This window comes from [Flexibacter] sp. ATCC 35103, assembly GCF_001975985.1.
Taxonomy (GTDB): domain Bacteria; phylum Bacteroidota; class Bacteroidia; order Flavobacteriales; family Flavobacteriaceae; genus Flavobacterium.
Map to the genome: position 1 here is coordinate 225487 of NZ_MTQF01000004.1, position 22640 is coordinate 248126.

General features: G+C 34.2%; 17 protein-coding genes. 14 read left to right on the plus strand and 3 right to left on the minus strand.

Annotated elements, in window-relative coordinates:
- The first annotated feature begins 130 nt into the window (after positions 1-130).
- Positions 131-736 (plus strand): NAD(P)H-dependent oxidoreductase, encoded by a 606-nt coding sequence (locus BXU01_RS09010; RefSeq protein ID WP_083692864.1) that lies wholly within the window; start codon positions 131-133, stop codon positions 734-736.
- A 2-nt stretch (positions 737-738) separates the two neighbouring features.
- Positions 739-1017, plus strand: a complete 279-nt coding sequence (locus BXU01_RS09015) for a putative quinol monooxygenase (protein ID WP_083692865.1) — start codon at positions 739-741, stop codon at positions 1015-1017.
- Positions 1018-1104: 87 nt separating this feature from the next.
- Here the strand turns inward: BXU01_RS09015 and BXU01_RS09020 are convergent, their stop codons facing one another.
- Positions 1105-1812: a class I SAM-dependent methyltransferase gene (locus BXU01_RS09020; protein ID WP_083692866.1), complete on the minus strand. Its 708-nt coding sequence runs from the start codon at positions 1810-1812 to the stop codon at positions 1105-1107.
- A gap of 286 nt (positions 1813-2098) precedes the next feature.
- On the opposite strand from BXU01_RS09020, the gene BXU01_RS09025 reads away from it, so the two are divergent.
- Both BXU01_RS09025 and BXU01_RS09030 read left to right on the plus strand, forming a co-directional pair.
- Positions 2099-2977, plus strand: coding sequence for a LysR family transcriptional regulator (locus BXU01_RS09025; protein WP_083692867.1), 879 nt, complete (start codon positions 2099-2101; stop codon positions 2975-2977).
- Between the two features lie 434 nt (positions 2978-3411).
- Positions 3412-4695 carry a DUF2130 domain-containing protein gene (locus tag BXU01_RS09030; protein WP_083692868.1) on the plus strand — a complete coding sequence of 428 codons (1284 nt, stop codon included), beginning with the start codon at positions 3412-3414 and terminating at the stop codon, positions 4693-4695.
- Between the two features lie 274 nt (positions 4696-4969).
- Here BXU01_RS09030 and BXU01_RS09035 read toward each other — a convergent pair whose 3' ends face one another.
- Positions 4970-5752, minus strand: a complete 783-nt coding sequence (locus BXU01_RS09035) for an META domain-containing protein (protein WP_083692869.1) — start codon at positions 5750-5752, stop codon at positions 4970-4972.
- A 267-nt stretch (positions 5753-6019) separates the two neighbouring features.
- On the opposite strand from BXU01_RS09035, the gene nirB reads away from it, so the two are divergent.
- From nirB to BXU01_RS09075, 8 genes are all read left to right on the plus strand, one after another.
- Positions 6020-8533, plus strand: a complete 2514-nt coding sequence (nirB, locus tag BXU01_RS09040) for a nitrite reductase large subunit NirB (RefSeq protein ID WP_083692870.1) — start codon at positions 6020-6022, stop codon at positions 8531-8533.
- A 238-nt stretch (positions 8534-8771) separates the two neighbouring features.
- Positions 8772-9149 carry a nitrite reductase small subunit NirD gene (gene nirD / locus BXU01_RS09045; protein WP_083692871.1) on the plus strand — a complete coding sequence of 126 codons (378 nt, stop codon included), beginning with the start codon at positions 8772-8774 and terminating at the stop codon, positions 9147-9149.
- 156 nt (positions 9150-9305) lie between these two features.
- Positions 9306-9890 carry a DUF4202 domain-containing protein gene (locus BXU01_RS09050; RefSeq protein WP_083692872.1) on the plus strand — a complete coding sequence of 195 codons (585 nt, stop codon included), beginning with the start codon at positions 9306-9308 and terminating at the stop codon, positions 9888-9890.
- 11 nt (positions 9891-9901) lie between these two features.
- Positions 9902-11710, plus strand: coding sequence for a type IV pili methyl-accepting chemotaxis transducer N-terminal domain-containing protein (locus tag BXU01_RS09055; RefSeq protein ID WP_255373731.1), 1809 nt, complete (start codon positions 9902-9904; stop codon positions 11708-11710).
- 458 nt (positions 11711-12168) lie between these two features.
- Entirely contained in the window at positions 12169-12828 is a 660-nt protein-coding gene (locus BXU01_RS09060) for a response regulator transcription factor (protein WP_083692873.1), read from the plus strand.
- Between the two features lie 95 nt (positions 12829-12923).
- Positions 12924-14402 carry a nitrate/nitrite transporter gene (locus BXU01_RS09065; RefSeq protein WP_083692874.1) on the plus strand — a complete coding sequence of 493 codons (1479 nt, stop codon included), beginning with the start codon at positions 12924-12926 and terminating at the stop codon, positions 14400-14402.
- 98 nt (positions 14403-14500) lie between these two features.
- A complete protein-coding gene (locus BXU01_RS09070) occupies positions 14501-15763 on the plus strand; it encodes an alginate export family protein (protein ID WP_083692875.1) in 1263 nt (420 codons plus the stop codon).
- Positions 15764-15892: 129 nt separating this feature from the next.
- Positions 15893-16516: a bifunctional 2-polyprenyl-6-hydroxyphenol methylase/3-demethylubiquinol 3-O-methyltransferase UbiG gene (locus BXU01_RS09075; protein WP_083692876.1), complete on the plus strand. Its 624-nt coding sequence runs from the start codon at positions 15893-15895 to the stop codon at positions 16514-16516.
- 125 nt (positions 16517-16641) lie between these two features.
- Here the strand turns inward: BXU01_RS09075 and BXU01_RS09080 are convergent, their stop codons facing one another.
- Positions 16642-17349: a Crp/Fnr family transcriptional regulator gene (locus BXU01_RS09080; protein WP_083692877.1), complete on the minus strand. Its 708-nt coding sequence runs from the start codon at positions 17347-17349 to the stop codon at positions 16642-16644.
- 182 nt (positions 17350-17531) lie between these two features.
- On the opposite strand from BXU01_RS09080, the gene BXU01_RS09085 reads away from it, so the two are divergent.
- On the plus strand, positions 17532-21047 hold the full coding sequence (locus BXU01_RS09085) for a nitrate reductase (RefSeq protein ID WP_083693280.1): 3516 nt from the start codon (positions 17532-17534) through the stop codon (positions 21045-21047).
- Between the two features lie 137 nt (positions 21048-21184).
- A complete protein-coding gene (locus BXU01_RS09090) occupies positions 21185-22615 on the plus strand; it encodes a rubredoxin (protein WP_083692878.1) in 1431 nt (476 codons plus the stop codon).
- The last annotated feature ends 25 nt before the right edge of the window (positions 22616-22640 follow it).

Genomic DNA, 22640 nt, shown 5'->3' on the forward strand with positions numbered 1-22640 from the left:
GGTGTGACCCGCAGAAAAAGCGGGTCGGGCTATTCGTTACAATCTTTTTTATAAATAGAAAAATTTATAAAAAAGGATTTTCACTTCTATCCCTCACACAAAATCACGAATACATAAGAACATTACAATTATGAAGAAAATATTTATCATCAACGGAAGTCAAAATTTCGCACATTCAGGTGGAAAATTCAACCAAACCGTTACCGATTGGACAATCGAATACTTAAAAAACAGTAAGCAATTCGAAATTAAAACAACCGACATCAAACAAGATTTTGATCTTGACGAAGAAGTCGAAAAATTTGTTTGGGCAGACGTTGTAGTATATCATACACCAGTTTGGTGGTTTCAGTTACCTAATCTTTTCAAAAAATACATTGACGACGTTTTCACCGCCGGACACAACAAAGGAATTTACAAAAGTGACGGAAGAACCAGAACAAACCCGGATATTAATTACGGAACCGGCGGACAATTACACGGTCGTAAATACATGCTTACCACAAGCTGGAATGCGCCTGCAACTGCTTTTACACTTCCGGGAGAATTCTTTGAAGAAACATCTGTAGATGACGGAGCGATGTTTGGTTTTCATAAAATGAATAAATTTGTAGGTATGGAAAAACTAGATGGTTTCCACTTTCACGACGTTGAAAAAGGTGCAACTGCAGAAAACATTGACATCTTTAAGAAAAACTACACAAATCACTTAGAACAAACTTTTAAAAATTTATAATTATGATCTCAATTACAGCAATATTTAAAAGCAAAACCGAAAATATAGAACAAGTTCAAAGTATGTTAAATCATTTGGTTACTGAAACCAGAAAAGAAGCTGCTTGTGTTCGTTACGATCTTCACCATAGTGAAAATGTTTTTATTATTTGGGAAGAATGGAAAGATCAGACAGGTCTTGATATCCATAATAATCAACCGTATTTACTTGATTTTATTGGCAAAAGCGAAAGTTTAGTTTCATCTCCGATTCAGGTTTACAAAACGGTTCAAATCTTATAATTTTTTTTCGCCACGAATTCACGAATTAATCCAATATGTTACGTACAGATTTTAAAAATAAATTCGTGAATTCGTGGTAGAAAATAACTATTTAATCCCGCCAAAAGCGCCAAAACACATATTCTTGTGTAAAATTTCAACACTTTTAAAACCAACTTTTTTCATTAAATCCAATTGGTAATTCATAGATCTGGGCGTGTCTTCTTTCTCAACATAATCCAAAACTTTCTGGCGATATTCTGCACCGCCAATTCCTTCCAGATAATCTCCATAACGCTGCCAGGTATATTCATTCAACAAATCTGTGTCTTGTGTAATCAAATCCGAAATCATAAAACAGCCACCGGGTTTTAATAATTTAAATATTTTATCAAAAGTTGTTTCCCAATCCTGATCATCACGTAAATGATGTAAAACCGCTCCGGCCAAAATAATATCAAAATGATTTTCAGACAAATCAACCTCACGAATATCACCTTGCTTCACTTCTACTTTTCCATTCGTCTCTGCCGATACTCTTTCAAAAGCCCGATCCAGCATCGGTAAACTCAAATCGACCAAAGTGCAATTTAAATTTGAAACTTTCGAAAGCATTTTTAAAGTATAATTCCCTGCGCCACAACCTATATCCAATATATTTTGAGCATTTGGCACAATTCTTTTAGAAGCTTCCGTAATTAATTCTAAAGAAATTGTAGCATCAATTGTCGCAACTTGACCGGTTTCTAAATTCGAAAATCGTTCGACATCATTATCGAATCTTTCTTTAATCTCAGTAATAGTTGATTTTTTCATAACTTTTTGTTTTAATTGCCCACGGATGAAACAGATTTAATTGATTAACGCAGGTCCTTTTTGCTACAGATTAAAAACATTTACACAGATTTTTAAGCATAATTTTAAAAATCATTTTAATCCTTCTAATCTGTAGCATAACTTTTTTAGCGCACAAAGAAAAAATTCGTGCAAAGCATTTAAATCTGTGTCATCCGTGAGCCATCTATTTTTTATCAAAACTACCACTTTGATATATACTTTGAAAATACTTATTTTGTCAATTATTAATACTTAATAAGCATTCATGGAATTACGTCACTTAAAATATTTTTTGGCTGTAGCCGAAGAATTAAATTTCACAAAAGCTGCTGAGAAACTCTTTATTTCTCAACCTCCATTAAGCCGACAAATTATCGAACTCGAAGAAGAAATTCAGGCGCGTTTATTTATCCGAAACAATAAAAAAGTAGAACTCACAGAAGCAGGAAAATATTTTGAAAAGGAAGTGCGGGAACTTTTTCAGAATTTGGAGCGTATGTCAGCAAAAACGAAGAAAATAGCAGAGAATGTTTCGGGGGAATTCAGAATCGCCTATATCAGTTCTATTTACTCATCCGTAATTTCAGAACTAATAAAATATTTAAAAGACCAATTTCCATATGTCAATTTTAAACTTTTTGAAATTTCTACCACAAAACAATTAGACGCTTTAGAACAAGGTAAAATTGAATTAGGAATTATTCGATCACCTGTAAAATCACCAAAAATAAAATCGCAATTGTGGTTTCAGGATGGATTTTCAGTCGTTTATAACAAAAGTATCATTCAAATTAATTCCGAGAAGGAAATTCCGAATCTAAAAGACGAAACTTTTGTATTTTTCAATAAAGATTACGCTCCTCATTATCACGAAGTTTTACTTGAATTATGCGCCTTTTATGGTTTTACGCCACAAGTTGTTCATGAATCAAACAATATTAATTCGATTGTACAATTGGTGAAAAACGGTTTGGGAATTTCTATTGTTCCATCAAATATAGTTAAGAACAATCAAGATCCGGAAATAGGTTTTATCGAATTAAAGAAAGTCAATTTATTTACCGATGTTTCGATTATCACATCTAAAGAAGACGATTCTGAAATTACAAAAACTGCTGTCGATTTTCTATTGAATAAAAAGTAGTTCAAACTGAGATGTTTTATAATTTAATCTCGTAAAGTCGCCAAGGCGCAAAGTTTTTTCTCTTTTTTGTCATGTCGAGGAACGAGAAATCTCCGTGAGTAGCTCTACAAAGCTTATACTCTCGTTTCGGAGTTTCTTGCGGAGATTTCTCGTTCCTCGAAATGACAAATAGTGCGGTTAATCCAATAATTATTAAAACTTTGCTCCCGAAGCCTCGGGATCGCGACTTTGCGAGATTAATTTACAATAAAGGAAATCCGTAAAATTTAATTCTAAAAAACATTTAAATTGCACTCAAGTAATAAAACAAAAAACAATTCGTGGATTTTTGGCTATAAAAATCGTTACAATTTATCACACAAATCTCAATCATAAAAAGAGAACTTTTAAATACCTTAGCAGATTATTACATTACCTAAATAAAATCAATAAAAATGGCAGAGCAATCTTCAATTCAGTGCCCAAATTGCGGAACAACTATCGATGTAAATGATATTCTAAAACATCAGTTAGAAGATAGTATTCGTAAAGAATTTCAACAAAAGGCAAATGCTCAAACCAGAGAATTAGAACTTAAAAACGAGCAATTCGAAAAAGCAAAAACCGAATTTGAAGCCAAAAAGAAACAGGAAAATGAACTTTTTGCAGAACGCCTGGAACGTGAAAAAAAGGTAGCAGAAAAAGAAATTACCGAAAAACTAAAAACCAAACTCGACGAAGAAAATAAAGATCGTTTACTTTCGATGGAAAAAGAACTTTCTGAAAAATCAGAAAAACTTCGTGAACTTAATAAAATGACAGGCGAAATTGCTAAACTTCAGCGTGAAAAACTGGAGATGAAAGAAGCCATCGAAGCCGAAGCTCAAAAGCAGCTTAACGCTACTCTTGTTCTGGAACGTGATAAAATACGCAAACAGGAAGAGGAAAAAAACGAGCTAAAAATCAAAGAATATCAAAAACAATCTGATGATCAAAAAAAGTTGATCGAGGAAATGAAACGCAAGCAGGAACAAGGTTCTATGCAATTACAAGGCGAAGTAATGGAGTTAGCTATCGAAGAATGGCTGGCAAATAACTTTCCACTAGACAGCATCGATGAGATTAAAAAAGGAGCTAATGGAGCAGATTGTCTTCAGATTGTAAATACACGTGAACTACAAAATTGTGGTTCAATTTATTACGAAAGTAAACGTACCAAGGCCTTTCAACCGGCTTGGATTGAGAAATTTAAAAACGATATCAGAACAAAAAGAGCCAATATTGGAGTTCTGGTTACTGAAGTTATGCCAGCCGGAATGGACCGAATGGGAATGCGCGACGGAATATGGATTTGTACTTATGAAGAATTTAAAGGATTAAGCGCTGTTTTACGTCAATCCCTGATTCAGATTAGTCAGGCCGTTCAGGCACAGGAAAATAAAGGCGATAAAATGTCGATGTTATATGATTTTTTAACCAGCAATGAATTCCGTTTGCAGATAGAAGGAATTGTTGAAGGTTTTACCCAAATGCAGGGCGATCTTGATGCCGAAAAAAGAGCGATGCAGCGTATCTGGAAGCAACGCGAAAAGCAAATCGAAAAAGTAGTTCATAATACTTTAGGAATGTACGGATCGATTCGCGGAATTGCAGGAAATGCTGTTCAGACTGTTCGAGCTTTAGAACTGGATTTTATTGAAGAAGAACAACAGGAAGATCCTAAGGAATTGTTGGATTAGCAATGAGAAATAGCACGCGGATTAAACGGATTCACTAAAGCGAAAACACGGATTTTCGCGGATTTTTTTATTTTTAGCTTAATATTTGTCATTGCGAGGAACGAAGCAACCACACTACTATTGACATTAGTTGATCAAGCAAATGAGGGTGGTTAATTGAAATAAACAAAATCAAAAAAAGGCTTCGCTAATAATTTAGCGAAGCCTTAAATATTTAATTTCTTTTGTAATTAACCTTTCTTAAACAAATTATGACGTATTAAAAGAAAAGATTCTAATCTACTTTTCTAAAGACCAAAAGTTTGCCTGAAGGATTAGAAAGCGTCAGTCTATTATCTCCAATCGAATAAGTGGTTATATTTTGCAGCGCTTTTATAAACTGGTTTTCCTTATTTCCTGTACCACAAGCCATTTCAGTTGCAATTACTTTTGTAAATCTTAATACCTCTTTTTCATAAAAAATACTGCCACTGATGGCATTACAACCTCCATAACCCATAAATTTATTTTCAGAAGAGTTAATTTCAAGACGTGGTAATTCTCTTTGAAAATCAGTTATAAAAACTTTAAAACCGTTTAGTTCTTCCAGGACCCAAATATCGTGAAGACGATAATCTGTATTATAATTGCCGCATCCGCTTAATTTTGCAAAAGTAAGTTCCGTATTATTTTTAACTTCAATTGAAACTTTATAAGGAGAAATTGCACCGGACATAGAATTTTGACATTCTAATTGCTGAACCGTAATTGTTGCGGTAGCAGTTTCATTACTCGCTTTGTACATCTTTATATTGGCATCCATCGCTTTTATAGGTTCAGTTGCCGGAAAAATAAGTTTTTCCTTCCCGGAAATTAAAGAGGTAAACTCAATACCTTCTATTCCCATTTTTAATGCCCAGAAAGGTTCATTTCCGGTCGCAGTAAAGTAATATTTCATTTGATCTTCCTGAGTTCCATACTCAGAAATGGCTCCTTTTGTATCTGAGATTTTGCCGGCTGTAGATTTACAACCTACTATTAATGATAGCAATAGCAAAAATAAAAGTGCTTTTTTCATAGAATTTATGTTAAGAATATTTTATTTAAATAAAACATATATAAAATTCTTATCAATTTACGACATTTTTTCGAAATCCTTATTTAGAATCTTTTCAAATTTATAATAATTATCACTTACCGAATTTCCTCAAAAGCCACACTACGCAAAAGATTAAGATAAAATACGTAATTTAAACTCTCTTTTAATTAAAAAAAACAAATTACTTAAGTATTATAATAAGTATAAATACTTATATTTGCATAGTAAAACTTAATTAAAGAAATCATGATTAGAGTAATAGTAGTTGGAAACGGCATGGTTGGTTATAAATTTTGCGAAAAGTTCGTTTCAAAATCAGGACATGAAAAGTATCAGATTACCGTATTTGGCGAGGAACCAAGACGTGCTTATGATCGTGTTCATTTAAGTGAATACTTTGGAGGAAAAACGGCAGATGATTTATCATTATCAACAAGTGATTGGTACTTAGAAAACAATATTACGCTAAATACTTCTGAATTAATTACAGATATTAATCGTCAGGAAAAAACAATACATACCCATTTAGAAAAAATCCATACGTACGATTACTTAGTTTTAGCAACAGGATCCTCAGCATTTGTCCCTCCTATTGATGGCGTCGAAAAAGAAGGTGTTTTTGTTTACAGAACTATCGAAGATCTGGATGCGATTATGACCTACGCAAAAAAAATAAAACAAAAAGGCGCTACAGAAGCAGCTGTTTTAGGTGGAGGTTTATTAGGTCTTGAAGCTGCAAAAGCGGTTCGCGATTTAGGTTTGAATCCGCATGTGGTCGAATTTGCTCCGCGTTTGATGCCGAGACAATTAGACAAAGGCGCGAGCGATATGCTGCAATCTAAAATTGAGGAACTAAATATTGGCATTCATCTCAATAAAGCGACACAATATATCGATGGAAAGGAATGCATAACAGGAATGATGTTTGCCAATGATGAATTGTTAAAAGTAGACATGTTGGTTATTTCTGCCGGAATCAAACCTCGTGATGAACTGGCCAGGGTTTCAGGGCTTGAAGTGGGTTTACGAGGCGGCGTTGTGGTAAACAATCAAATGCAGACATCAGATCCTTCTATTTATGCGATTGGCGAAGTGGCGCTTTACAATCAAAACATTTACGGACTTGTTGCTCCGGGTTACGAAATGGCCGATGTAGCTGCCGAACAAATCTTAAAGGGTTCTAAAACCATGAGAGAAACCATCGATATGTCGACACAATTGAAGTTAATTGGTGTTGAAGTTGCTAGTTTTGGTGATCCTTTTGCAGAAAATAATGATGTAACTGCCATTATTTATGAGAATAAATTAAGCGGAATCTACAAAAGAATCAATGTTACCAAAGATTCTAAAACCTTATTAGGCGGAATTTTGGTTGGAGATTCAAGCGATTACAATTCACTATTTCAGATTTACAGCAATGCAATGGTATTGCCTAAAAATCCCGAAGATTTGATTTTAGGTTCCAGAGATGGTTCTGAAGGTTCAAGTTTAGGAAGCGTTTTAGACTTACCGGATTCTGCTGTAATTTGTTCTTGCGAAAATGTTACGAAAGGTTCTATTTGTTGTTCAATTTTAGACGAAACGTGCTCCAATTTCTCAGATGTTGTCAAACATAGCAAAGCTACTTCTGGCTGCGGTGGTTGCAAACCTATGGTTTCTGATTTGGTAAAAGCCACTCAAAAATCACTGGGAAAAGAAATCAAAGATGTGATTTGCGAGCATTTTAGTTATACACGTCAGGAACTATTTGATTTGGTAAAAATCAACAAATACGAGAATTTCTATGAAGTTATCGATCATCATGGCAAAGGCGACGGCTGCGAAGTTTGCAAACCGGTTGTAGCTTCTATTTTCTCGAGTATTTATAATGATACTGCGAATAAACATGTTACAACACAAGATACAAACGATAGATTTCTGGCTAATATTCAGCGTAACGGAACCTATTCTGTTGTTCCAAGAGTTGCTGGAGGAGAAATTACTGCCCAGAAATTAATTGTGATTGGAGAAGTTGCCAAACAATTTGATTTATATACTAAAATTACCGGAGCGCAACGTGTTGATTTATTTGGCGCACATTTAAGCGATTTGCCAAAAATATGGAAAATCTTAATCGATAATGGTTTCGAAAGTGGTCACGCTTACGGAAAATCGCTTCGAGCCGTAAAAAGTTGTGTTGGAAATGCGTGGTGTCGCTACGGAATGGATGACAGCGCAGGATTTGCAATCGAACTTGAAAACAGATATAAAGGAATCCGTTCTCCGCATAAATTAAAAGGTGGCGTTTCGGCCTGTATTCGTGAATGCGCTGAAGCTCGCGGAAAAGATTTCGGACTTATTGCTGTTGAAGGTGGTTGGAATTTATACATCACAGGAAATGGCGGCGCAAACCCAAAACACGCTGTTTTATTAGCAGAAAAAATCGATAAAGAAACCGTTATAAAATATCTGGATCGTTTTTTAATGTATTATATCCGCACCGCTGGTCCGTTAATTCGAACTGCAACCTGGTTAGAAAAACTCGACGGTGGTTTAGAATATTTGAAAAAAGTCATTATTGAAGATAGTTTAGGAATATGCGAAACCTTAGAAGCCGAAATGCAGACTTTGGTAAATACTTTTGAATGCGAATGGAAACAAGTATTAGAAAAACCAAGATTATTAAAACGTTTCAATCATTTTGTTAACTCAGAAGAGAAAGATGACAATGTTGTTTTTGTTCCGTTACGAGATCAGAAAGCGCCAAAAGCGTGGACTTAAAAAGTTGTTTTAATCTCACAAAGACACAGAGTCGCAAAGTCAAATTATAAAAGCTTAAAGAAAAAACTTAGCGTCTTTTCGTCTTTGCGAGCAATTTTCAATCTAAACAAAAATCAGCTCCAAAAAAGAAAAAAATATCACAAACGTTTGCTGTCCTCTTACCCTCTTTTTTACTGCGCCATCAAACTCTCCTGATTGTAAAAAGAGGGATAAGAACAGAAACAAAAAACTTATTAAAATGGAAGAAATTTTAAATCAATACGCAACAGTTCATCCAAGCGAAGCAACAATCTGGTTCAAAGCTGGTAAAGTAGAAGATTTCCCAACCAATCGTGGCGGCTGCATCAAATACAAAAACAAACAAATTGCTATTTTCAATTTTGCACGCCGCAACGAATGGTATGCTTGCCAAAATGCCTGTCCGCATAAAATGGAAATGGTTTTGGCAAGAGGAATGACAGGATCTACAGATGATATTCCGAAAATTGCTTGTCCGATGCATAAAAAAACTTTCTCATTAATAGACGGTTCCAACTTAAACGGGGACGATTTTAAAATAGCAACTTATCCAATTAAAATTATTGAAAACGAAGTATTTGTAGGTTTTGTAGATTAGACTTTTAAGATGAAAGACGCAAGATGAAAGAAACAAGAGGAAAGATAATATAGTTTTCCAAGTCTTGCTTCTTGTTTCTTTCTTCTCCTTTAGACTTTCAACTTCAAACTTTTCTACTTAATTCCGTATCTTTGAAATTCTATTATCCAACCAAAAATGAACACACCTTTTCAAAAAGCAAGCGAATGGATTGATGCTGAAAACGCTCAGGATCCGAATATCGAAATCGATCAAAACACTGAATATCCAAAGGAATTATTGTATTCGAACAGAATGTACGAAAGACTGATGCAGTTTGAACCTGAAGCTTCAGAACAAATTCAGATTGCTTCAAAAGCCCAGCATATTTGCCGATGGAAAGTTGCTCGCGAATCTTACCCGATGGATCGTGTGGGATATTTGAGATGGAGAGAAGATCTTAAAAAATTTCATGCTAAAACTACTGCCGAAATTTTAGAAAAAGCAGGATATAATCAAGACTTTATCGATCGTGTTTCTTTTTTAATCGAAAAGAAATTACTTAAAAAAGATGCTGAAACACAACTTCTTGAAGATGTTATTTGTCTGGTATTTTTAGAATATTATTTAGATCCTTTTGTACATAAACATGATGATGAAAAACTAAAAAATATCATCAAAAAAACCTGGGAAAAAATGTCTGACAAAGGACATCAGGAAGCCTTAAAAATCAACTATTCCGAAGAAAATTTAAACTTAATAAAAGCATCTTTGGGATTGTAATCTGATTTTTTATGATAAAAAAAAGCAATCAGGAAACTGCAGATAAAATTACTTTCAAAAATTTACGCCGTTGGTATTTTTTTGCACTTTGGACAATTGCTGTAACTGTCATCTTAAGTCAGATATTGGTTCAATACAATTTGAAACAGCAATTAAGCGATTCTAAAATCATTAATATTTCCGGTAAACAAAGAATGTTAAGCCAAAAAATTGTCAAAGAAGTTTTGATCTTAAATTATGTTTCAGATACTGTTTCACAAAAACAGATTTCACATTTAAAGAACGTTTTGGAACTTTGGAGAACAACTCAGAATGCTCTTGAAAATGGCAGCGACAGTTTAGCTTTTCCAAAAGAAAAAAGCGAAACCCTAAAGACGCTATATACAGAAATAAATCCGATTTTTAACAATATCAGCCAGGCAACTGATTCGTTTCTTTTAAATTTAAAACAAAAAAGCAGCTTACCCGAAAATCAAAAGTTAGTTCAGACTATCCTGAAAAACGAAGGAACTTTTCTTTTGAAAATGAATCAGATTGTAAGCCAATACGATCTTGAAGCGCATGAAAAAGTTACGGAACAACGCAAAATAGAATATTGGATTTTTGCATTTACGCTTTTCGTTTTGCTAATGGAATTTTTCTTTATTTTTAAACCTACCAATAAAAAAATTGAAAAACTGATTGCTAAGCTTTTATCTTCTGAAAAGAAAGCTTTAAAGCTCGCTTATGACACTGAAATTATTAGTGAAATCAAAGAAAATTCAGTTAAGGAATTAAAATCCCTAAATTATGCCATGGAAAATACGCTACTTTATTGCCGTATTGCCCCTGATGGTTCCATTATTCATATTGGAGAAAAATTTGCAAAACTGATCAATTATACCCGATTTTCTTCGAACAAAAAATTCTCTGAAGTTCTAACAACAGATGAAAAGGAACAACTGAATATTGACCGAATTATCTTTGAAAAACACAGAAGTGGCTGGCAGGGCGAAATAAAAATCACCAATAAAGAAGCGCAGACTTTTTGGCTCGACTTATCCATGGTTCCGGTAACAATTAAAAAAGAAGAATCGGAACTTTTAATTATTTGTTTCAATATTACGGAGCGTAAAAAAGCACAGCGTGAAGTCGAACGACTAAATATCGAAAACAGCACCGAAAAAATCAATCAGCAAAAAGTTATTTCAAGCAAAATTGTTGAAAATCAGGAAAACGAGCAAAACCGAATCGCCAAAGAAATTCACGATGGAATTGGACAAATGCTTACCGGTTTAAAGTTTAGTTTAGAAAGTATTAATCTGGAAGACAAAGAGAAATCTGCCCAGAAAATTGAATATCTCAAAAAGTTATCCCTTGATATTATCAAAGGCGTTCGTACGGCAACTTTCAATCTTATGCCTCCGGAATTGAGTGATCACGGTATCGTTTCATCTCTGGCAAAACTCACGCTGGAACTTTCAAAATTAACGGGAAAAGAAATTCTGTTTTACAATAAAACCGATTTTAATCAGCGTTTAGATTCTTTGATCGAAATTAATATTTACCGACTTACTCAGGAAGCGATCAACAATGCCATCAAATATGCCGAGTCATCTCATATTATTGTGCAACTTTCGCACAGTAATACTTTGTTAAGTATTATTGTAGATGACAACGGAAAAGGCTTTGATATTAATGCTGTAGACAAAAAGCGTAACAGCGAATCCGGAATGGGATTATTGTTCATGAAAGAGCGAATTCAATACATAAACGGTCGCGTATTCATTAATTCTATTCCCGGAGAAGGAACGAGAATTACTTTTAATATTCCTATTTGAGAATTAGATAATTAGATAATGTGTCAATTAGAAAGTTAGATAATTACTTAAAATAACTTATAAGTACCATCAAATTATTTCATTTTCAAATGACTAATTATCTCATTTATTTGGGCGAGACACCATCCGGATAAAAGGGCAAATTTACTTTGTCTTTATTCACCCTCTTATCCGGATGCTGTCGGGCTATCCGCGCTACTTCGGTAGCTTGCTTCTATCCCTCTCGCGGTCAAATGGTTTCAAAAGATCCTGTTATTTAGTATTCCTTTTTTACAATTTTAAACCCTGACAAAGTTCATTGCAATTATTATTATTTTTTAATGATATTTTAATGTTCTCTTTAATATTAGAATTTGGAATTTCATAAAATTGGAATTTACTTTTCAAAAATTACGTATATTAGCATCTTCTTTATAGATGAATATACGTAAATACCCAAAATAAAATTTAAGTAAATTATGAGTAATATCATTCGTGTGGTACTGGCAGATGATCATGTTTTTGTAAGAGATGGAATTAAATCATTACTTGAAAACGAAGCAAATATCGAGGTTGTGGGCGAAGCTATTGATGGTGCCGATGCTTTTGAAGTGGTTGCAGAAAGCAAACCGGATTTACTTATAGTAGATATTCGTATGCCCAACTTAACGGGCATTGAGGTAGTAGAAAAACTTAGAAACGAAAATAATAACGTAAAGATCATCATGCTTTCTATGCACGAATCTGAAGAATACGTATTAAAGTCTATAAAAGCAGGAGCCGATGGATATTTATTAAAAGGTTCAAGCAAAGAAGAATTCCTAAAAGCACTGCATACCGTTGCTGCCGGAGGAAAATATTTTAGCGGCGATATTTCATCAATATTAATTAGTCAATTGACAAACGCTTCAGCATCATTAGAACCGAAACAAAATTTAGGTGAAGAAATGATGATTACTAAAAGAGAAAAAGAAATCCTAGCACTTTTATTATCCGGAAAAGGGAACAAAGAAATCGCTGAAGCCCTTGATATCAGTAAACGTACTGCCGAAGTACATCGTTTTAACCTGATGAAGAAATTAAAAGTAAAAAATTTAATGGAACTCTCGAATAAAGCGACTGAATACTCTTTATTATAAATTACGTATAAATACGTAATTATTTTTCAAAAACTGCGTTTTAGCAGTTTTAAACTAGGTTATAGTACTTATTTTTATCAAAAATTATAAGTGCTATGAAAACTTCAAACTCATTATCTCAATCTCACAAAATTTTAATTTTGAACACACTGGCTTTTACAGTGTGTTTTGCCTGCTGGACACTAAATGGTGTTTTAGTTACTTTTTTAGTCGATAACGGAATTTTTCATTGGAGTGTTCTTCAGGTTGGATGGCTTCTGGGGATTCCAATATTAACAGGTTCTGTTATGCGTTTACCAATTGGAATTTTAACAGATAAATTTGGCGGAAAATATGTTTTTTCACTTTTACTTCTCCTCTGCTCCATTCCGTTATTCCTTCTTCCTTATGCAGACAGTTTTTTTATGTTTGCCTTATTGAGTTTCTTTTTTGGAATGGTAGGAACGAGTTTTGCTGTCGGGATTGGTTATACTTCAATCTGGTATCCAAAAGAATGGCAGGGACGCGCCTTAGGAATCTTTGGCATGGGAAATGCCGGAGCCGCAATAACTACTTTCCTTGCGCCTTCATTATTAAATCATTTCTCTATTGATGATCCACAAAATGGCTGGAAAATGCTTCCTGTTATTTACGCCATTTCTTTGCTGGTGATAGGCATTACATTTTTGATTTTTGCGAAAAACAAAAAAATAGAAAATAACAAAAAAAACGTTTCTCAAATGCTTAGTTCTTTAAAATCAGCCAGAGTCTGGCGTTTTGGAGCGTATTATTTTTTAGTTTTTGGATGTTTTGTTGCCTATTCGCAATGGCTTTTACCCAATTTCATGAACGTCTATCAAACCAGTTTGGTAATGGGCGGATTATTTGCAACATTATTCAGTTTGCCCTCTGGTGTAATTCGGGCTTTTGGAGGATATTTGTCGGATAAATTTGGAGCCCGAAAAGTAATGTATTGGGTTTTGAGTTCATCTGTGATTTTAAGCGCCTTATTAATGATTCCAAAAATGGAAATTACGACTACAGGTCCGGGAGTTTTAGCCACCAAAAAAGGAACTGTAACTGCCATATCAAACAATACCATTAAAATTGGAAAAACAGATTTTGCAGTTGCTCCAAAAAAGCAAGAGCTAAACGAAAGCAGCATTTTTCCAACAAGCACATCCTGGCAGCAAGTTGTTGTAGAACAAAATCAGAAAGTGAAGAAAAAAGAACTTCTTGCAAAAGGAATTACAGTAATTAAATTTGATGCCAATATGTGGGTTTTTCTCGTTTTGGTAATCTTAATAGGAATTTCATGGGGAATTGGAAAAGCCGCTGTTTACAAACATATTCCGGAATATTTTCCTACTGAGGTTGGAGTCGTTGGCGGAATGGTTGGCATGATTGGTGGACTGGGAGGTTTTTTTGGTCCAATAATTTTTGGATATTTACTGACTGTAACCGGAATTTGGTCCAGTTCATGGATTTTTATATTGGTGTTTTCAGCTATATGCCTGATTTGGATGCATTATACCATTACCAAAATCATGAACGAAAAACAGCCAGTTTTGTCAAAACTAATTGATAAACAATAGTTTAAATATTAAATTTTGAATAAAAAAAATAAATATGACTTTTATCACATAACATGAAGTATTTTTCTTATAATTTTACCCATATTTAAAAACCAATTATGAAAAAACTAAAAATAATTCTTTTCCTGTTGTTAGCGGGAACAAGCTTTGAAATTCAGGCACAAGAATTAGATGCAAATTTACAGATCAGACCTCGTTTTGAATACCGCAACGGATATAAAACACTAATACCGGAAGGTCAGGAAGGAACTTCACAAATCTCACAGCGTTCCAGATTAAATTTTAATTATAAACAGGATTTATTAACTGTAAAATTAACTTTTCAAAATACGAGAACCTGGGGAGATGTTCCCACGACAGCAGCCGCAGATAAAAATGGCGTAGCCGTTTTTGAAGCATGGGCACAATACCAATTAACTGAAAAATGGAGCGCAAGAATGGGACGTCAGGTACTTTCATACGATAATCAACGTATCATGGGCGAAATGGACTGGGGGCAACAAGGTCAAAGCCACGATGCATTATTGGTTTCTTTTCATCCCAAAAACCATCAGTTGGATATGGGATTAGCATACAACTCAACTGCCGAAAATACTTTTCAGACTCCATATACTGTTGCTAATTATAAAGCAATGCAATATGCCTGGTATCACACTACTTTTGATAAGTTAGGATTAAGTTTATTATTGCTGAATACAGGTTATGAATATGCCAATACAGATGCAGATTTATTAGTAGATTACAAACAAACATTTGGAACTTACCTTACTTATAAAACCGGAAAATTAGATACTAACCTGAGCTTCTACGGTCAAACCGGAAAAAGTACAGACAGACAAGTTAGCGCCTGGGATGCTGCAATAAATGTTGGATACAATGTTACAGATGCCTTTAAAGCTGGTTTAGGATATGAATTTTTATCGGGAAAAGCTACAAACGATGGCAGTACAGTAATCAAATCTTTTAATCCAATCTTTGGAACAAATCACGGATTCAACGGTTATATGGATTATTTTTATGTAGGCAATCATTTAAATAGTGTTGGTTTACAAGATGCTTTTTTAAAGTTAAATTACAACATTCAAAAATGGCAATTTGCTTTGATTCCTCATGTTTTCTTAGCTGCTGCTGATGTAGTAACACCTTTAAATGACAAAATGGATTCTTATCTGGGAACTGAGGTAGATTTGACTTTTGGATATAACTTCAAAAAAGAAATTGTGGTTTCAGGAGGGTATTCTCAAATGTTTGGTTCAAAAACATTAGAATACTTAAAAGCTCCGGGAGATGCCGGTCATACTAACAATTGGGCATGGTTAATGATTTCTGTAAATCCAAGAATTTTTACCTGGAAAAAATAGATATTATTACATCTGAATATTATAATTCACCCTTTTTCTTCTTTAGAAAAAGGGTGTTTTTTATGTTTATGCTAAAAGTTTTTATGTTTTAATTTGGGTATATTTGATTTAGAATTTAAAACGTTAATTATGAACAACACCTGGACAGACAGATGGAACGACCGCTATAGCAGCGAAGAATTTGCTTATGGCGAAGAACCCAATAAGTACTTAAAAGAACAATTAGAAAAACTAAAAACCGGAAACATCCTTTTCCCTGCTGAAGGCGAAGGCCGTAATGCTGTTTTTGCAGCCAGACTGGGCTGGAAAGTATCAGCTTTTGATATTAGTGCCGAAGGAAAAAACAAAGCCCTTAAACTTGCAAAAACGAACAATGTCGAAATCGATTATCAGGTGGGAGAATTAGAAACTCTTAATTATCAAACAGAACAATTTGATGCAATTGCCTTAATTTATGCACACTTTCCGGCAGATATCAAATCTTCTATTCACAAGACATTAGAGACTTATTTACGTAAAGACGGAGTCATTATTTTTGAAGCATTCAGTAAAAAACACCTAGAATATCTGGCTGTAAATGATAAAGTTGGCGGACCAAAAGATATTGAATCTTTATTTTCTATTGAAGAATTACAATCTGATTTCCCAAATTATGAGATCATTGAGTTAGAAGAAAAAGAAATTGAATTAAATGAAGGACTATTCCATAACGGAAAAGGTTCAGTTATTCGATTTGTTGGAAAGAAAAAATAAATCTCTTTTCATAACGTTTCGTAGGGACGCATAAAACTACTATGCGTCTCTACAAAAAATTTCAAAAGAAACATTTATAGAATATGATTTCGTAAATTTAAAACTGAACACTTTTTTAAGTATTACTACTTAAAATATTTATGTTCCATAATTTCAGATCGTAATTCAGGAACAGCCAAAATTCCAATTTTTTTTCCAACGGTTTTAATCAGCATATCTTTTTTAAGATTAGAAATTACCCGAATTGCCTGTTCTTCTGTAGTTCCTGCAAAATCAGCAATCTCTTTTCTGGAAAGTTCAATATCAATTAAACCATCTATTTGCCCAAATTTGCGATGAATGTAGAGCAATAAATCAACTACACGTTCGCGAACATTCATATGGGCAATCTTACGAATATTGTTTTCGCTTTTGTTCAGTTCATCGGCATAAAACAACATTAAAGCATAGGTGAATTCAGGGATATTCTGAAGAATTTCTAGCATCGTTTCATTGCTAAAATTACATAAAACAGTGTCTTCTAAGGCAGAAGCACCAATTAAGTATTTTTTACCCGTTCCAAATCCGCGAAAACCTATTGTATCTCCATTCTTTGTTAATCGAACAATTTGTTCTCTTCCATTTATTCCTGTTTTTATCGTTTTTACTTTCCCGGAACAAATGAAGTAAAGTCCTTTTATAAGTGCACCTTCTTTAATAAAAGAATTCGACTTTTTGCAAATGAAAGTCTGTTTTCTTAAGATATATTGCTGCATTTTTGGCAAATGTAAATGTCTTTTTATAAAACAATTTTCATTAGAACAGGTATCACAAACAGGATTTTCATCTTTCATGAGTTTTAATTTTATTGTTTTACAATTAATTATTTGGTGCTCATTTATTTCTATCAAAAATATAAAAATTAATTCCAAAAATAAGTATTAATACGTAAAAATACTTATTTTTGTTTCAAACTAAATAAGTGGATTATTTAGAATCTAAGCAGATTCATCTACTTTTATCAAAAAGACCTGTAATGCAAAATACCAAAATCAAAACTACCTGTTCGTATTGTGGCGTTGGCTGTGGCATAATCGTTACTAAGGATTCCAAAAATGGCGTAATAGTTACGGGCGATAAAGACCATCCGGTGAATAAAGGAATGTTATGTTCTAAAGGAATGAATTTGCACTACGTAGTCAATGATACTTCAGACAGAATTTTATATCCTGAAATGCGCGGCAGTAAATTGTATCCGCTGGAACGCGTAAGTTGGGATACTGCACTAGATCGCGCTGCTGCCGTTTTTACTTCTATTATAAAAAAACATGGACCGGACAGCGTTGGTTTTTATATCTCAGGCCAGTGTTTAACCGAAGAATATTATTTAGTCAATAAATTGGTTAAAGGTTTTTTGAAAACGAATAATATCGATACAAATTCCCGGTTGTGCATGAGTTCTGCAGTTGTTGGATATAAAAAAACTTTTGGCGAAGATGCTGTTCCAATTGCTTATGATGATATTGAACTGGCTGATACATTCCTGATTACAGGCGCAAACCCGGCTTGGTGTCATCCTATTTTATTTAGGAGAATCGAAAAGCACAAAGAAAAAAATCCGAAAGTAAAAATTATTGTTATTGATCCCAGACGTACAGATACAGCTGCTTTTGCCGATTTGCATTTGCAGATTATTCCGGGATCTGATATTATATTGTACCATGCTATTGCCAAACGCATTATCGAAAAAGGATACGTAGATCACGATTTTGTAAAAAACAATGCCGAAAATTTCAAACAATACAAAGATCTGGTTTTAAGCACTTCATTAGAAAAGGCTTCTAAGATTTGTGGTATTTCAGTCAGTGATATCAAACTTGCGGCCGATATTATTGGCAAAGCAAAAGGATTTATTTCACTTTGGGCTATGGGACTCAATCAAAGTGCAGTTGGCGTTGATAAAAATACGGCTTTATTGAATTTATCCCTATTAACGGGTCAAATTGGAAAGCCTGGTTCAGGTCCATTTTCGCTAACCGGACAACCCAACGCAATGGGCGGACGTGAAGTTGGCGGAATGGCAACACTTTTAGCCGCACACAAAGACATTGCAAATCCGGAACATCGTAAAGAAGTAGCTGATTTTTGGGGCGTTGATGAAATATCAGATAAACCAGGTTTAACAGCAACTGAAATGTTTGATGCTCTTGAGTCCTGCAAAATGAAAGCGGTCTGGATTATCTGCACAAATCCATTAGTAAGTTTACCGGATTCCCGACGTATCGAAAAAGCGTTGCAAAATGCCAAATTTGTTGTCGTACAGGATATTTCACATAATGCTGATACGGCAAAATATGCCGATTTATTATTGCCTGCCGCTGGCTGGTTAGAAAAAGAAGGTACAATGACCAACTCAGAACGTAGAATTTCTTATTTGCCAAAAGGAATCAATGCTCCCGGAGAAGCACTTCCTGACATAGAAATCTTAATTCGGTTTGCAAAAAAAATGAACTTTAACGGTTTTAATTTTAATAGTGCCGAAGAAATCTATAAAGAGCATTGCGCCCTTACCAAAAATACAAACATTGATATCTCCTTTTTAAATTATCATCGATTAAAAACTGAAGGTACTTTTCAATGGCCTGTTCCGGATTACGGACATTCTGGAACTCCTCGCCTATTTACCGATAAAAAATTCTATACGCCATCGCAAAAAGCAATTTTTAATTTACCAACAGCAATAGAAAACACATCAGAACAACCAAGTCCGCAATTTCCGTTCATTCTAACAACAGGACGAGTTCGGGATCAATGGCATACCATGACAAAAACCGGAAAAGTATCAAGATTGATGACACATACTCCAAGTCCGGTTTTAGAAATTAACCCAATTGATGCTTTTAAAAATGACATTAAAAATGGTGATATTGTCATTGTTTCAAGCAAAAATGGAGAAGTTCGCGTAAAAGCAAAAGTAACGGATTCTATCAAAGAAAAAGTCGTTTTTTTACCCATGCATTGGGGTAAACAGCTCGAAAATGATTTGAATAGAACTAATAATCTGACCAATACAGTTGTTGATCCGGTTTCGAAAGAACCTGATTTTAAATACACCACTGTTAATATTAGTAAATATGTAAAGCCTTTTCAGAAAATTGCAATCGTAGGTGCCGGAGCAGCGGCTTTCAGGTTTATTCAAAACTATCGTGAATTTAATTCGACAGATGAGATTGTGGTTTTTTCGAATGAAGTGAATCCGTTTTACAATCGGGTTTTACTTCCGGAATATATGACAGGCGAATTTACATGGGAGCAACTTTTAAAAGTAAAAGACGGAGAAGCTTTAAATAAGTTAAAGATTACCATGAAAACCGGCGTTGCAATTGATAAAATAAATGCCAAAGAAAAAACAATAAAAGATAGTCTTGGTGAAATTCATACTTATGATTCTTTGATTTTAGCCACCGGAAGCCGACCTTTTGTTCCTGAAAATGCACAACTTCATCTTTCCGGCAGATTCACCGTAAGACGCAAAGAAGATGCTGACCGTTTAAAAAAGCATCTGGACAGTACGGATCTACCGCCTGAAGAGCAACATGTTGTAATTATTGGCGGAGGATTATTAGGATTAGAATTGGCTGCTGCCTTAAAACATAAAAAAGTAAAAACAACCATAATTCAAAGAGCTTCCCGCTTGATGGAACGCCAATTAGATAGGGTTTCGAGTAAACTATTGGCAGAAGAAGTTCAGCTTCGTGATATTCAGATTTACTTTGATAATGAAGTAAGTACTGTTTTTGAAACTGATAATCCGCATGAAATAGAAATTGCCTTAAAAAGCGGCAGAATCATCACGGCTAATGCAATTGTTTATACCATTGGAACAATCCCTAATATAGAAATTGCCAGAGAAAGTGGTCTTTCGTGCGGACGTGGCGTGAAAGTAAATCAGTATTTACAAACCTCAAATCCAGATATTTTTGCGATTGGCGAAATAGCCGAATTCAATAATAAATTATTCGGAATCACATCAGCCGCTGAAGAACAAGCTGATATTCTGGCTAACTTTCTGGCTGGAGATATCAGCAGTTTCTACAAAGGTTCTATTTTAATGAATATTCTAAAACTAGAGGATATTAACCTGTGCAGTATTGGTGATATCGAAATTCCAGAGAATGATGATTCCTATGAGGAAATAATATTTGCCGATCTAAAAAAACGATATTACAAAAAATGTATTGTAAAGGATGATTTGTTAGTTGGTGCTATTTTAATGGGAGATAAAAATGAATTTGCGGAGTTTAAAACCCTGATCGAAAGCAAAATCGAATTATCAGATAAACGAAATTTATTACTAAGAGGAAGTTCAAATGCAAAACCTGTTCTGGGAAAATTAGTTTGTTCCTGCAGTCAGGTTGGCGTCGGAAACATTGAAGAAACCATAAAAAGTGGCGTAAACAATTTTACCGATTTATGCAAAAACACGGGCGCAGGACTAGGCTGCGGAAGTTGCAAAACAGAAGTTAAGGAGATATTCGCGAAATGTAAATAGTTTATAGTCGCAGTATACAGTCGCAGTTTTCAGTCTCAGTACACAGTAAACCAAGGCTTTAAACTGAGACTGATTACCGCGACTGTATACTGAAACTGAAAACTGAGACTGCGACTGAAAACTGAAAACTAAAAAAAATGGAGTTGACAAGATTAATAGTAAAAGGAGGCGTTATTTCACCGGGAGAATTAAGAGAAGTTGTCAATATGGCGATGGATCAGGGTTTGGATTCTATTTCGTTTGGTTCCAGACAGGATATAATTTTCCCCAAAGGGTTTAAAACTTTAGATAAGGAAAAATTAGGCAAACATCATTTTGTGTTTCCGGAACAAAAAAGTGGCAATAATATTGTTTCTTCTTATGTTTCTACCGATATTTTTAGAAATACGAATTGGCTTACGGGTAATAAGTTCCTATATATTCTAGAACAATTCAAAGAGCAGCCAAAATTGAAAGTCAATATAAACGATCCCAAGCAACAATTGGTTCCTTTGTTTACCGGACATCTTAATTTTATTGCTTCAGAGCATGAAGATTATTGGTATTTATATATTCGTCTGCCCAATTGGGAACGCATGGAAATTTATCCAATTTTGATTTACAGCTGGGATATTGCGAAATTTTATTATGAAATCGAAAAAATTTCAGCCGGAGAATCTCTTGGCATCGATATGATATTTGCACTTGTCAGCGAGGCTTTAGATACCAATAACAGAACAATTGATAAGCCTTTGAATATTCCTTTTTATCCTTTTCCGTATTACGAAGGTATGAATCGTATGGGAATCGATCAATATTGGCTGGGTTTGTATTGGAGAAATAATTTATATGATTTAGGTTTTCTAAAAGAAATGTGTGATTTGTGTTTTGATTGCAAAATTGGAAAATTATGTATTACACCCTGGAAATCTTTTATAGTAAAAGGAATACCAAAAGATAGAAAACTGGAGTGGGAAAAATTTTTAGGCAAAAGAGGCATCAACGTTCGGCATTCTTTATTAGAACTCAATTGGCATTTGCCTGTGGCTATGGAATGGGCGCTAAACCTTAAAACATATCTTGTTCGAACACTTGATCAGTTTGATATCAGCACGTACGGATTAACTTTTGGAATTTCTGAATACAATCGTGATGGACATTATTTTACTTCGATTGTAGTCGAAAAAAATGAATTACCAAAAGATCTTGAATCGATAAAAATCAGAGATACTTATAATGTTTTATATGCCAGGAATTTTGATCCCAATACCCGGGAATATGTAATTCATTCGCAAGATATTGACAAACTCGAGTTGCCTACAATCTTAATCGAATTAAGTCGTAAATACTTTGAAGAACTAGGGAATTCTGTACTGGAAGTAACCGAAAATCCACAGAAAAAAGAAAAAACACAACTCGATATTTACCAATGTCAGGAATGTTTAACGCTTTATAAATCAGAATACGGAGATGAAAGCCAAGGAATCCCGAAAGGTATTTTATTTACTGATTTATCCGAAAGCTATTGCTGCTCTTTATGCGAAGCGCCAAAAAGTAATTTTAAAATCCTGGAAGTTGCAGCAAATTAATCTATCTATTCTGCTCAGCTGGATT